Source organism: Candidatus Caldatribacterium sp. (assembly GCA_014359405.1).
GTDB classification, from domain to species: Bacteria; Atribacterota; Atribacteria; order Atribacterales; family Caldatribacteriaceae; genus Caldatribacterium; species Caldatribacterium oleiphilum.
The window spans coordinates 1-11,598 of sequence record JACIZN010000057.1 but is presented as its reverse complement, the minus strand read 5'-3'; the positions used below and the strand labels follow the sequence as shown (position 1 = coordinate 11,598).

Genomic DNA, 11,598 nt, shown 5'->3' with positions numbered 1-11,598 from the left:
CTCCGTAGAAAAACTCCTGAAGAGGGAGAGAACTTCCCTGAAGGAGAGGGCGTACATCTCCTTCACGAGGAGGAGAGAGAGAATCTCTTGGTCAGAGAACTTCCGAGGTCTTCCCCTTCGAGTTGAAGGTTTTGGAAGATATGGTACAATCTTCTCGTAGAAGAACCCGACAAGCCTTACGATTTCCTCAACACTCATCTTCCTCATGGCAGGGGAGGTTTTACCATCTCCCCTGCTTTCGTTTCAAGACCCTGTACCCTATTTTTGGAACATCCCCAGAGGGGGGAAGAAAAAAATTCAAAAACAGAAGCCCACAGGTCGGCAAATAGCAGGGAAACAAGGAGGGGATCCTAAATAAAAATGGTGGCCCAACGGGGAATTGAACCCCGGCTTGCGGATTGAGAGCCCGCCGAACTAACCACTATTCGATTGGGCCACACCTATCTGGTAGCGGGGGCAGGATTCGAACCTGCGACCTCCGGGTTATGAGCCCGACGAGCTTCCTGACTGCTCCACCCCGCGTCGTATCCTCTTGTTCTGCTTCTCTTCTGGTGCCGAAGGCCGGAATCGAACCGGCACGGAGCTTGCGCTCCAACGGATTTTAAGTCCGTTGCGTCTTCCTATTCCGCCACTCCGGCACAACCGGCCGTGCGCATCCTATATTTTAGCAGCAAATTTCCAGGAGTCAAGAGGGCGTTTAGGTTCACATCATGTGGGACACTCTACAATTCCAGTATCCCTCAGGTACTCCCAGGGGTCCTCTCCCTAAACTCCAATGAGGTCTTCTTCGATTATACACCTCTTCCGTCCACCTTTTGAGATGGTCCCTCATGGTTTTGAGATCAACGGCATCATCGTAGTAAGCCCAGAACTCCTCCCGGAAGGTCCGATTCAACCGTTCCACCACCCCACCGATGTGGGGGAACGGGGAGGAAGGACGAAGAGCTCAATGCCATATTCTCTGCAGGCCTCCTCAAACTCCCCATAGAACTCGCTCCCTCCATCCACCTGGATGCCCCGTACAGGAAAGGGACTCTCCCTGAGGAGCTCTTCGAGGAACTCCCGGGCTAACCTCTCGTGGCTCTGGTGTAGAGGGAAGCAAAGGCAAAGCGCAAGATACACAGCTCCCAGAGAACTGCTTCAGTTCATCTCCAGGGTATCAATGGCGATGAGGTCCCCAGGTTCTTTGGGAACACAGTCCTTGGGTTTCCTCTTGGCATAGGGTCTTTTGGTCCTTGCACTCTTTTTCACCTGGACTTTCTGGACTCTTGCTTCCCTGAGGATTACAGAGAATTCTTCCCACGGTGGAAGAGGAGACCGCAAAAGGGTGAGCTTCTCCTTCCCCAGGAAGGGATAGGTCTCTTTGAGTTCTTGAATCCGCTCAACGGGCTCTGGAGTCCACTTGGGTTTGCGGACCTTCTTGGGTCTTCTCGAGGGTATCAGACTCTTCAGGTTCCTGGGGTTGAACTTCTTCTTCCAGCGGTAGTAGGTGCTCCGGGCAATGCCGTATCTCCTGCAGGTGACAGCAACAGGGTGTTTTCTGGCAAAGTCGAGGACTTCAAGGCGAATCTTGGCTTTCTTGGAGAGCCCATGGATCTTGGCAAGCTTTGCCAAAGAGGCATACCCAAAGAGAGACTCAAGGTGGAGTGAAGACTACCTGTTGCAGATCTGTGTGAACCGGGACAGGGGGATGGGGAAAGACCGGTTTCCCAATCACCTCCTTGCTACCCTGCCTCCGGGGAGCTCCTCTACAAGCCCTTTGACCTCGAGGGTCAGAAGGGCCTGAAAGAATTCCCCCTCGCTCCAACCGGTCTTCTCAAGGAGCTCTTCTATGAAAACTCCTGTGTAGTCGATAAAAGAGAGGAGCTCTTCTTCCTTTGCACTTAGGGGAACAAGTTCTCTTTCCGATTTCGAGGTTTCTCCAACCCGAGAGGGAAAAAAGCCAAAGGTTTCAAGGACATCAGAAACATCCTGCACAAGCTTTGCGCCTTGAGCAATGAGGGCATTGGTTCCTTCACTCTGGGGAGAGAAAATTGGTCCAGGGATAGCCATGACTTCCCTTCCTGCTTCGAGGGCGAAATCGGCAGTGATGAGGGCACCGCTTTTCCTGGGAGCCTCGATGACGAGAACTCCAAGACTCAAGCCAGCAATAATCCGATTTCGGAGCGGGAAATGTTCCGGACGAGGACCCTCAAGGGGAGGGTACTCGCTCACCAGGGCTCCTCCTTTATCCACAATATCCCGGGCAAGGGAAAGGTGTGCTTTCGGGTACACGCACCGTAAACCGCTACCGAGAACAGCAATCGTAGGGTAACCTTCCTCTACGACGCTTTGCTGGGCTTCACCATCGATACCTATGGCAAGACCGCTGACAATAACCCATCCCTCCCTGGCGAGTTCTCGGGCGAAAAGGCGCGCTACTTTCAACCCATAAGGAGTGGGACGGCGAGTGCCCACAATGGCAAGGTACTTTTCCCAATCAGGAAAAGAGAAACTCCCCTCAACGTAGAGGAGAAATGGGGGACGTTTGACGTACCGAAGAAGAGGAGGATACCGGGGATCGGGAAGGGGAATGACCTGAATCCCCTCCTGTAGAATAGAATCGTAGAGTTTCTCAGGGGCAATTTTTGCCCGCGCAGCAACAATTTGCTCCGCAAGCTTCTCTCCAACAGCTTCCCGGAGAGCCCCAGAGGGAGCACACCAGGCTACGGCAGCGCTACCAAAGGCCTCAAGGAGTCTTTGGAAACGAGTGGGACCAATACCTCGTACGTGGTTCAGAGCCACCCAGAAGGGAAGGTCCTCAGTCATAGCACGCGCTGCCGGTCGAGAAACCGGTACTGAATAGCCTCGGCAACATGGTGAACCTCGATGCATTCTTTTCCCTCAAGATCGGCAATGGTGCGGGCAACCTTCAAAACCCGATGGTATGCTCTGGTGCTCAGGAAAAGCCTCTGGAGAGTGGTCTCGAGGAAGCGCTTTGCTTCCTGGGAAAGGGTGCAGAACCGTTTAATGTGCCGTGGCTTCATCTCACCGTTGAGGAGAATACCTTCGCCTCGGAAACGTTTCTTTTGGAATTCTCGGGCCATTTCCACCCTTTTCCGCACTTCCTTAGAAGACTCTTCCTGTCTCTCGGAAAGGATTTCATGGACCTCAAGACGTGGAATTTCCACCTGAAGGTCAACACGGTCAAGAAGAGGTCCAGAGAGCTTACTCCGGTACTTGGCAATCTGCTGAGGCGAACAGGTACATGGACGTTTCGTATCCCCAAAATACCCGCACGGACAAGGGTTACAGGCAAGGACAAGGGTGAAACGAGCCGGATAAGTAATTGTGGCATTTACACGGCTTACGGTAATTCTACCCGTCTCTAAGGGTTCTCGAAGGGCTTCGAGGACATTCCGGCGGAATTCAAGGACCTCGTCGAGGAAAAGGACGCCATGGTGGGCAAGGCTAATTTCTCCAGGTCTTGGCCATTGCCCTCCACCAATGAGCGCCACATCAGAAATGGTATGGTGCGGTGCCCGAAAGGGAGGGGTAACGACAAGAGGCTGGTCCTCTGAGAGGAGGCCGGCGACACTGTGAATTTTCGTAACCTCTATGGCCTGTTCAACGGTGAGCGGAGGAAGAATGGAAGGAAGTTTCCTGGCAAGCATGGTCTTTCCAGAACCCGGCGGACCTATGAAAAGGAGATGGTGTCCTCCTGCTGCCGCAATCTCCAGGGCTCTTTTTCCCTGACGTTGCCCTTTAACCTCGGCTAAATCCTCTTCGGGGGAAGGGGAAGTAAAACACTCTTCCCAGGAGCGCGAGAAGGGCTTAGCCTCATGCTTTCCCTCAAGGAAATCGCAGACCTCGTTGAGACTCCTGAAACCAAAAACCTCAACCCCCGAAATTACGGCACTTTCCCGAGCGTTCTGCACAGGAAGAAGCATTCGGTACCGTCGTTCCTGAAGAGAAAGGAAGTGGGCCACCGGAAAGGCTCCGTTCACCGGCCGTAATTCCCCAGAAAGAGAAAGCTCTCCCAAGGCAACAACACCTTCTGGAAAAGCACGGAGCTGCTTCGTTGCAAGGAGGATACCAAGAGCAATGGGAAGGTCAAAATCGCTCCCGGTTTTCTTCAGAAAAGCCGGTGCAAGGTTAACTGTAACTCGCTGAGCGGGAAAAGCAAAGCCGCTGTTTTTCAGGGCACTCCGAACCCGTTCTCGGGCTTCCTGAATAGCGCTGTCGGGTAATCCCACAATGTGAAACGATGGAAGACCTGCTCCAACATCGACCTCAACTTCCACGAAACGGGCATCGATTCCAAAACTCGTTGCACTGAGTATCCGTGCAAGCACGTACTTCCCTCCTTAGAAAGCTGACGGATAGTGGCGGATCTGGGGCTTCCCAGAGCCCACATAGATGGCAACAACGTCGAAACGAAAGAGGGTCTGTTCCGGATCGTACCCATGCTGGGTAAGGTAGAAGAGGGCACTCTTTCGGATGCGCTCTTGCTTTTCCTCAGTCACGGCCTCCTCAGGAAGTCCACTGGTAAGACTCTTGCGGGTTTTAACCTCGACGAAGATAAGGATTTTCCCTTTCCGGGCGATAAGGTCAATTTCTCCAAAGGGGGAACGAAAGTTCCGCTCAAGAATCTCCGCCCTGAGCGATCGCCGAAGCCACCGTTCTGCCAAGACTTCCCCCTGGATACCCTTACTCTTCCTGGCAGAAAGTCCTTCGGTGGCACGGAGAGAGCCCAAGATTCCTGATACGCTCAAAATGCATCGCCGTTCCGTACCCTTTGTGCTTTGCGAATCCGTATCCCGGGAAAAGAACATCGTACCACTCTTCCATCAATCGGTCCCGGAAAACCTTGGCCACAATCGAGGCACAGGCTACCGCAAGGCTTTTCTCCTCGGCTTGAGGGAGGGACAGAAGGGGGGTAAAAGACCAGGAAATGCGTATCCAGTCAACGATGAGGTACTCGTATCGCCCAAGGGAACTTGCTCGCCATGCCGCTTCATAGAGAGCAAGTTCGTTAGCTCTCTGGATGCCGAGACAATCGATGAGCTGTTCCCCTACGACACTTAAAGTGACGCAAACCGCTTCACGGCATATGACCTCAAAGAATTCCCCCCGACGTGCTGGTGTAAGACGCTTCGCATCCGGTACATGCTGGAGGGGAAAAGAAGGAGAAAGGACAACGCAAGACGCTACCAGAGGACCTGCAAGGGGTCCTCGACCAGCCTCATCAACCCCTCCGATGTGACGGTACCCTGCCCTCCAGAGCTTGTGTTCGAGGTACTCAGTGGAGGATACGAACACGGTGGGGCGGCCAGTACACGAGAAAGGCTCTTCCCAGGATGTTCTTCCGAGGAACGTATCCCCAGAAACGACTGTCGTCACTGTTGCTGCTGTTGTCCCCAAGGACAAAGTAGTGTCCTTCCGGAATCACCCGTTCCCCCTGACCATAGTACCCAGCGCTGTAGTACGTCCGATTGAAGAGTTCCCCGGTGAGCGGTTCTCCGTTAATGAAGACTTTGCCATCGGCAATTTCAATACGTTCACCAGGAAGACCGATGATGCGCTTTATAAGGTTTTTTCGGTTATCAATAGGGTACCGGAAGACAACGATATCCCCACGGTGAGGCTCAGTGAAACGGTATAAAAACTTGGCAACGAGAACTCGCTCTCCCGGGACAAGCGTTGGTTCCATGGAAGTGCTTGGAATGTAGTACCCTTCAATGACAAAGTACCGCACAAGGAAAGCAATGGCAAGCGCCCAAAGGACGGTTTCAACAAGCTCGCGCAAGGCACCCTTCTTCGGTTTTTTCAGCTTCTCAGACTTCCCGTTTCTCTTCAAGGCGCGATTCTTTGGCACTCTTCTTCCTCAGGTAATAGAGCTTTGCGCGTCGGACCTTTCCACGCCGGAGAATCTCGATGCGTTCGATACGGGGAGAGTAGAGAGGGAAAATTCGCTCAACACCTACCCCAAAAGAGACCTTCCGCACCGTAAACGTCCGATTAACCCCTGATCCTCGTACCGCGATAACCAGTCCTTCGAAAGGCTGAATGCGCTCTCTATCACCCTCGATAACTTTAAAGTAAACGCGAACCGTATCCCCAGGAGCAACCTGCGGAACTTCGGCGTCGTCTTTTACAAAGCTTCCCTCGATCGCTCGCAGAATTCGTGCTCTATCCATGGAAACCTCCTCCTCAGGCCAGAGAAAAATCTCGAAATACTATACCATGCCTTCACTTCTTTCGCAACGGTCACAAGGAAAAAGGTCCGGGCGCATTTTCCTTGCCTTCTCCAGAGCTCTTTCTCTCCGCCACTTTTCGATAAGGGCATGGTTCCCCGAAAGGAGAACCTCTGGAACTGCAAGGCCACAGAAAACCCTGGGTCGTGTGTACTGCGGAGGACCAAAGGGGTACTCCGAGAACGAGTCGTACCGAAGAGATTCCTCGTCTCCCAGGGCTCCAGGAAGAAGCCGCACCACTGCTTCGGTGATCACAAGTGCCGGGAGTTCCCCTCCAGAGAGCACGTAATCTCCAATAGAAATCTCCCGGGCATTGGTGAGCACGATGACCCGCTCGTCGATTCCCTGGTACCGCCCACAGAGAATGAGAAGGTGTTCTTTTTGCGCCAATTCCTTAGCCATGCGCTGGTTGAAGAGCTCTCCCTGAGGGCTTGTAACAATGACAAGAGGGGTACTCCCCGTGTACTCACTGATGAATCGCACAGCTCGAACAAGGGGTTCAGGCTTTAAGACCATTCCGGGGCCACCGCCGAAAGGGTAATCATCCACCGTACGGTACCGGTCCTGTGAAAAGCTTCGGAGGTTGTGGACCTTGATGAAGACAAGGCCTTTTTGCTGTGCTCTTCCAAGGAGTGCAGCACTAAGGTAGGGCCGAATGGCCTCCGGGAAGAGCGTCACAATGTCGATGCGCAACCTCATTCCCAGAAACCCTCAGGACAACTCACTTCAAGAAACCCCTCGTCGAGATTCACACTGAGAACAAAGGCGGAAACAAAGGGGAGGAAAAATTCCCGCCCTGCAGGGTCTTTCACCACTAAGTAATCGTACACCGACATAGGAACCACAGCGTCTACTGTTCCCCGCGGAGTCCCCCTCTCAAGAACCGTAAGTCCCACAAGCTCAAAATGGTAGAAGTGGCCGGGAGGAAGGGGAGGAACGTCCTCTCGGGGAACAGCAAGGTAAAACCCACGGAGCATCTCCGCTTCCGTCCGAGAGGCTACCCCCTGAAAGCGGAGGAGAAGGAAGTTCCCTCGCCAAGCGACATCCTCCACAACCCGTTCCACAAAAGTCCTTTCAGGGGACCCAACGAGAAAAATCGCACCCCGGGCAAAGCGTTCCCCAAAGTCCGTAAGGGGCAAAACTCGGACCCATCCCTTAAGCCCGTGGGGTGTGGTGATTTTCCCCACCACAACCCAATCAATTCGGCGAGGCACAGAGCCCCCTCCTACCCGAGGATTTCCACCACAGCTTTCGTCCCGCTTTTTGCGGAGGCCGCCTTGACAATGGTGCGGAGGGCTTTCGCCACCCTTCCCTGCTTCCCGATAATCTTCCCCGTATCGGCAGGGGAAACCCTGACCTCGTACACCACAGAACGTTCTCCCTTGACCTCTGTCACGCTCACTTTATCCGGCTCATCGACAAGGGAACGAACGAGGAACTCAAGGAGCTCCTTCACCGAACTTCGGCCTCCTGGAGCTTTTTGGCTTTCCTGAGAAGAGCCCGAACCTTGTCTGAGACTTCTGCTCCCTGGGAAAGCCAGTACTCGATGCGATCCCACTTGAGAGAGGTGAGCTCTGGTTCCTGGAGAGGGGAGTAATTTCCAAGAACCTCAAGTGGTTTCCCGTTCCGGGCTTCCCGAGAATCCGTTGCCACAATCCGGTACTGAGGGAGATGAGTCCGTCCAATGCGCATGAGACGAATTCGTACAGCCATATGCACAACGCTCCTTTCAGTCGTTTTTAGAATCCAAAACCAAAGAATCCTCTTTTCCGAGAAAGAGGAAAGAGGTGTCCTTTCCTCATCTTTTTCCAGAGTTTTCGGACCTCTTCGAATTCCCGCAGGAGCCGGTTAACCTCCTGAACGGTTGTTCCGCTTCCCCGGGCAATGCGTCGCTTTCGAGAAGCATTGATGATCGATGGGTTTCGCCGCTCCTCCTTAGTCATCGAGAGAATGATTGCCTCGGTACGTTTGAGGCTTTTCTCCCCGTCGACTTGAGCAAGCATCCCCCGCAACTGAGTGGGAAGCATATTCACAAGTTCATCAAAGGAACCAGCCTGCTTGAGGCGGCGCAACTCTTCGAGAAAGTCCTCAAAAGTGAACTCTTCTTTCTCAACCCGTTGCTCGATCTTTTTCCGTTCCTCTTCAGTAATGGCCCTTTCAATTCGCTCGATGAGGCTTAAGGTATCTCCCATGCCAAGGATGCGGCTTGCCATCCGCTCGGGATGGAAGACCTCAAGCTGTTGCAGTTTCTCTCCAACGCCGATGAGTTTTACCGGCCATCCGGTTTGGGCAACGATGGAGAGCACCGCGCCTCCCCGGGCATCGGTATCGACCTTTGTGAGGATAATACCGGTGGGTTCCACCCACTCCCGAAAACGCTCAGCTACCCTCACCGCCTCTTGACCGGTTGTAGCGTCAAGGACAAGGAACACTTCGTGGAATTCTTCACTCTCGACGAGTTCTCTAAGCTCTTGGAGAAGCTCTTCCTCAACGTGGAGCCTCCCTGCGGTGTCCACAAGGACAACGTCCTGTCCCTTCTCCCGGGCATACTGCCGCGCAGCCCGGACCACATCCCGAGGATGCTGCGCCGAAGGAAGGTCAAAGAAATCGAGTCCTGCTTTGAGGGCAAGAACTCGGAGCTGCTCCCTTGCTGCCGGTCGGCGGGTATCCGTTGAGGTCAAGAGAGGAAGGTAGTGGCGTTCCCTGAGGAAAAGCCCAAGTTTCCCACAGGTGGTGGTCTTTCCCGAACCCTGGAGACCCACAAGAAGGAAAAGGGCAGGGGTCACGGAGGGAACGTGGAGATCTTTGGCCTCTCCCCCAAGAATTTGCCGAATCTCATCCCAGAGGATTTTCATGACTATTTCTGCAGGGGTAACACTTTCCAAGACTTCCCGACCCACAGCCCTTTCACGCACTCGACCGATGAGGTCCTTCACCACCCGGTAATGCACGTCGGACTCAAGGAGCACAAGGCGAAGTTCCCGCAAGGCAGCATCTACGTCCTCTGCGGTAAGGCGACCTTTACCCCTTAGCTTTTTGAAAATACCGGTGAACTTTTCCGCAAGTTCCTCGAACAATCCTCTCCACCTCGTTCTTCCGGGAAAGACCCATAGAGATGATAAAGAAAAATGCGTTAAAAGACAATAGCGCGGACAAATTCCTGAGCATCAAAGGGGAGGAGGTCATCTATTCCTTCCCCAATTCCGATGTACTTCACGGGAAGACCGAATTCTTTTCGTATCCGGAAAAGAATTCCTCCCTTAGCCTGGCTATCCCATTTAGTGAGAACAATGCCGGTAAGAGGCACAACCTGAGCAATAGATGCAACCTGGGCGAAGGCATTTTGGCCAGCCAAGGCGTCAATGATGAGGAGATTCTCGACGTTCCCCTCAGGGAGGAAACGGCGAACCACCCGAGATACCTTCTCAAGTTCGGCAAGGAGGTTCTTGTTCACGTGAGACCGTCCCGCGGTATCCACAATGGCTAAGGTCTCTTTCTCCTTGAGAGCCGACTGCAACCCGTCGTAGACAACCGCCGCAGGATCAGCACCGGGAGAACCTCCAAAGAACCGGCATCCCGCTCGCTGGGCCCAAATGGCAAGCTGTTCATTTGCTGCAGCCCGAAAGGTGTCCGCACTGATGAGAACAACCTTTTCCCCCTTCATCCTCGCAAGGTGAGCAAGTTTCCCGGCAGTCGTGGTCTTTCCAACACCATTTATACCAACAAGGAAAATGGCCTTCAGGGATTCCGGTTGAGCTTGAGGGAAAAGACGGTGTTCATCCTGGTCAAAAAAGGACATCAGCTTCTCGTAAAGCCACTCCCTCCAGTCTGCATTCCCGCGGGACCTTTCCTTCAGGTTCCGGAATTCTGCAACGAGTTCCAGAGCAAGATTGGGTCCAATATCGGCCTCAATCAGCATTTCCTCGAGTTCTTCCCATTCTTCAGGTCGCGGGCTCTTCTGGGACCAGAGCTGAGCAAAGCGTTCCTTCACCTCTTCTTTAATACGCCCCACTCCTTGAAGCCACCTTCTCCACAACCCCTTCTCCATTACCGTCCCCCTCTCAGAAGTTCTCGCTCTGCAAGACTCTCACAGGGAATGATCTGGGATACTCCCGGCTCACTCATGGTCACTCCAAGAATCCGGTCTGCAGCCTCCATCACTTCTTCTTTGTGCGTCACAATAACAACCTGCCGGGACGCAGAAAATTCCTTAAGGATTTGAGCAAGAAGTGAGCTATTCGTATGGTCGAGATTGGCGTCAATCTCGTCAAAGAAACACATTTGAGCTCCCTTCGCTTCAAAACAAGCGCAGAGAAAGCACAAGGCCACCAGGGTTCGTTCTCCGCTTGAGAGGAGTGCCATTCCCTGCCTCTTCTTTCCCGGAATCTGCACCTCAAGATGAACCCCATCATTCCGCACTGCGTCGCCACCCTGAAAAATTTGCCGGAAATACCTTGAGAAAGCTTTCCTTGCCCCATCCAGAAAGGCGTGGAACTCTCGCTGAATACTTCGCTCAAGGCTTTTAATCTCCGAAGCCGCAAGGTCTAAAAGTTCCCCAAAGAAAGAATCCTGCTGCCTGAGTTCTTTCTCTCGAGATTCGAGCTCCCTGTACTCCTCTATGGCCCCTCTCCGAACAGGTGTACTTGCAAGAAATTTCTCCTCCTCTTCAACGACGCGTCTCAAGCTCTCAAGATCAAGCGCCTGAAACTCGGAGGAGTCAAATTCCCAAAGATTGGCAAGAAGGCCCTCCACGCGTTCAATTTCCTCACAAAGCTTTCCCTTTGCAAAGTGCAAACGCTCTCTCTCCCTAAGCCACTTTTCTTTCTGACGCTCGAGAGCTTTCTCTTTGTGGCGTTTTGCCCCTATAGTCTTCTCCAAAAGCTCCCTCTTCTCTTCTTCCTCCTGGAGGAGCGCTTCTTTAGTCCTCACAGTTTGAAGAAGCCCTTGAAGCTCCCATCCACAATGAGCAAGTTGCTCTGTAAGGACATGAAGAATCCTCCCATTTTCCCCCATCTCTGCAACTACCGAAAGAACCTCTTTCCGGATCCTTTGAATCTCCCAGAGAAACTTCTCGTACTGCCTTTTCCTTGCCTCTTCCTGGTTCTTCCTTTCCTGAACCTTCTTTGCAGCTTTCTCCGCACGGGCAAGAACCTTCTGAAGTGCGCTAATTTCTGCTGAGAGACTCGCAATTCCCTCTCTAACTCTCTGAAGGGATTCCAGAAGGCGCTCACGCTCTGAAGACAGAAAATGGAGTCTTTCCTCAACCTGGCGCTTGTTTTCCTCTTTCTGACAAAGGCGCTCTTGCCACTGAACGACGCGGAGTTCCTCTTCTCTTCTCTGTCTTTCCAGCGCCTTCTCTTCA

15 protein-coding genes, 3 tRNA genes and 1 pseudogene are annotated in these 11,598 nt (G+C 53.1%); all 19 read right to left on the bottom strand.

What is annotated here, in order from left to right:
• Window positions 1-361 precede the first annotated feature (361 nt).
• Window positions 362-436: transfer RNA gene (locus H5U36_05810), tRNA-Glu, on the bottom strand.
• 9 nt (window positions 437-445) lie between these two features.
• A tRNA-Met gene (locus tag H5U36_05805) sits at window positions 446-522 on the bottom strand.
• Between the two features lie 27 nt (window positions 523-549).
• Window positions 550-638 (bottom strand) — tRNA-Leu (locus tag H5U36_05800).
• A 65-nt stretch (window positions 639-703) separates the two neighbouring features.
• Window positions 704-895 carry a transposase gene (locus tag H5U36_05795; GenBank protein MBC7217657.1) on the bottom strand — a complete coding sequence of 64 codons (192 nt, stop codon included), beginning with the start codon at window positions 893-895 and terminating at the stop codon, window positions 704-706.
• On the bottom strand, window positions 892-1,122 hold the full coding sequence (locus H5U36_05790) for a hypothetical protein (protein MBC7217656.1): 231 nt from the start codon (window positions 1,120-1,122) through the stop codon (window positions 892-894). Before H5U36_05790 ends, H5U36_05795 begins: the two co-directional genes overlap by 4 nt.
• Window positions 1,123-1,140: 18 nt before the next feature.
• On the bottom strand, window positions 1,141-1,614 hold the full coding sequence (locus tag H5U36_05785) for a helix-turn-helix domain containing protein (GenBank protein MBC7217655.1): 474 nt from the start codon (window positions 1,612-1,614) through the stop codon (window positions 1,141-1,143).
• Between the two features lie 99 nt (window positions 1,615-1,713).
• On the bottom strand, window positions 1,714-2,808 hold the full coding sequence (gene dprA, locus H5U36_05780) for a DNA-protecting protein DprA (GenBank protein MBC7217654.1): 1,095 nt from the start codon (window positions 2,806-2,808) through the stop codon (window positions 1,714-1,716).
• Window positions 2,805-4,334 carry a YifB family Mg chelatase-like AAA ATPase gene (locus tag H5U36_05775; protein ID MBC7217653.1) on the bottom strand — a complete coding sequence of 510 codons (1,530 nt, stop codon included), beginning with the start codon at window positions 4,332-4,334 and terminating at the stop codon, window positions 2,805-2,807. The genes dprA and H5U36_05775 overlap by 4 nt, the downstream gene beginning before the upstream one ends.
• A 12-nt stretch (window positions 4,335-4,346) precedes the next feature.
• Window positions 4,347-4,814: a YraN family protein gene (locus H5U36_05770; protein ID MBC7217652.1), complete on the bottom strand. Its 468-nt coding sequence runs from the start codon at window positions 4,812-4,814 to the stop codon at window positions 4,347-4,349.
• Window positions 4,702-5,241 (bottom strand): annotated as a pseudogene (locus tag H5U36_05765) (ribonuclease HII). The gene H5U36_05770 and the pseudogene H5U36_05765 overlap by 113 nt, the downstream one beginning before the upstream one ends.
• A gap of 40 nt (window positions 5,242-5,281) precedes the next feature.
• Window positions 5,282-5,788 carry a signal peptidase I gene (lepB, locus tag H5U36_05760; GenBank protein ID MBC7217651.1) on the bottom strand — a complete coding sequence of 169 codons (507 nt, stop codon included), beginning with the start codon at window positions 5,786-5,788 and terminating at the stop codon, window positions 5,282-5,284.
• A 28-nt stretch (window positions 5,789-5,816) separates the two neighbouring features.
• The gene (rplS, locus tag H5U36_05755) at window positions 5,817-6,179 is read right to left on the bottom strand and encodes a 50S ribosomal protein L19 (GenBank protein ID MBC7217650.1); all 363 of its coding nucleotides are present in this window, start codon (window positions 6,177-6,179) and stop codon (window positions 5,817-5,819) included.
• 39 nt (window positions 6,180-6,218) lie between these two features.
• Window positions 6,219-6,935 (bottom strand): tRNA (guanosine(37)-N1)-methyltransferase TrmD, encoded by a 717-nt coding sequence (gene trmD, locus H5U36_05750; GenBank protein ID MBC7217649.1) that lies wholly within the window; start codon window positions 6,933-6,935, stop codon window positions 6,219-6,221.
• Window positions 6,932-7,450 (bottom strand): 16S rRNA processing protein RimM, encoded by a 519-nt coding sequence (rimM, locus tag H5U36_05745; GenBank protein ID MBC7217648.1) that lies wholly within the window; start codon window positions 7,448-7,450, stop codon window positions 6,932-6,934. The genes trmD and rimM overlap by 4 nt, the downstream gene beginning before the upstream one ends.
• Window positions 7,451-7,461: 11 nt before the next feature.
• Window positions 7,462-7,692, bottom strand: a complete 231-nt coding sequence (locus tag H5U36_05740) for a KH domain-containing protein (GenBank protein MBC7217647.1) — start codon at window positions 7,690-7,692, stop codon at window positions 7,462-7,464.
• A complete protein-coding gene (gene rpsP / locus H5U36_05735; GenBank protein ID MBC7217646.1) occupies window positions 7,689-7,949 on the bottom strand; it encodes a 30S ribosomal protein S16 in 261 nt (86 codons plus the stop codon). Before rpsP ends, H5U36_05740 begins: the two co-directional genes overlap by 4 nt.
• Before the next feature lie 26 nt (window positions 7,950-7,975).
• The gene (gene ffh / locus H5U36_05730; protein ID MBC7217645.1) at window positions 7,976-9,313 is read right to left on the bottom strand and encodes a signal recognition particle protein; all 1,338 of its coding nucleotides are present in this window, start codon (window positions 9,311-9,313) and stop codon (window positions 7,976-7,978) included.
• Between the two features lie 56 nt (window positions 9,314-9,369).
• Complete coding sequence (gene ftsY / locus H5U36_05725) at window positions 9,370-10,284, bottom strand: signal recognition particle-docking protein FtsY (GenBank protein MBC7217644.1); 915 nt, start codon at window positions 10,282-10,284, stop codon at window positions 9,370-9,372.
• A partial coding sequence (locus H5U36_05720; protein ID MBC7217643.1) for an AAA family ATPase occupies window positions 10,284-11,598 on the bottom strand: 1,315 nt, incomplete at its 5' end. The genes H5U36_05720 and ftsY, both read right to left, overlap by 1 nt.

Coding starts and splice junctions, on each gene's coding strand:
- dprA (MBC7217654.1), bottom strand. CDS start 2,808: ATGACTGAGGACCTTCCCTTCTGGGTGGCTCTGAACCACGTACGAGGT.
- H5U36_05770 (MBC7217652.1), bottom strand. CDS start 4,814: ATGTTCTTTTCCCGGGATACGGATTCGCAAAGCACAAAGGGTACGGAA.
- rplS (MBC7217650.1), bottom strand. CDS start 6,179: ATGGATAGAGCACGAATTCTGCGAGCGATCGAGGGAAGCTTTGTAAAA.
- trmD (MBC7217649.1), bottom strand. CDS start 6,935: ATGAGGTTGCGCATCGACATTGTGACGCTCTTCCCGGAGGCCATTCGG.
- rpsP (MBC7217646.1), bottom strand. CDS start 7,949: ATGGCTGTACGAATTCGTCTCATGCGCATTGGACGGACTCATCTCCCT.
- ftsY (MBC7217644.1), bottom strand. CDS start 10,284: ATGGAGAAGGGGTTGTGGAGAAGGTGGCTTCAAGGAGTGGGGCGTATT.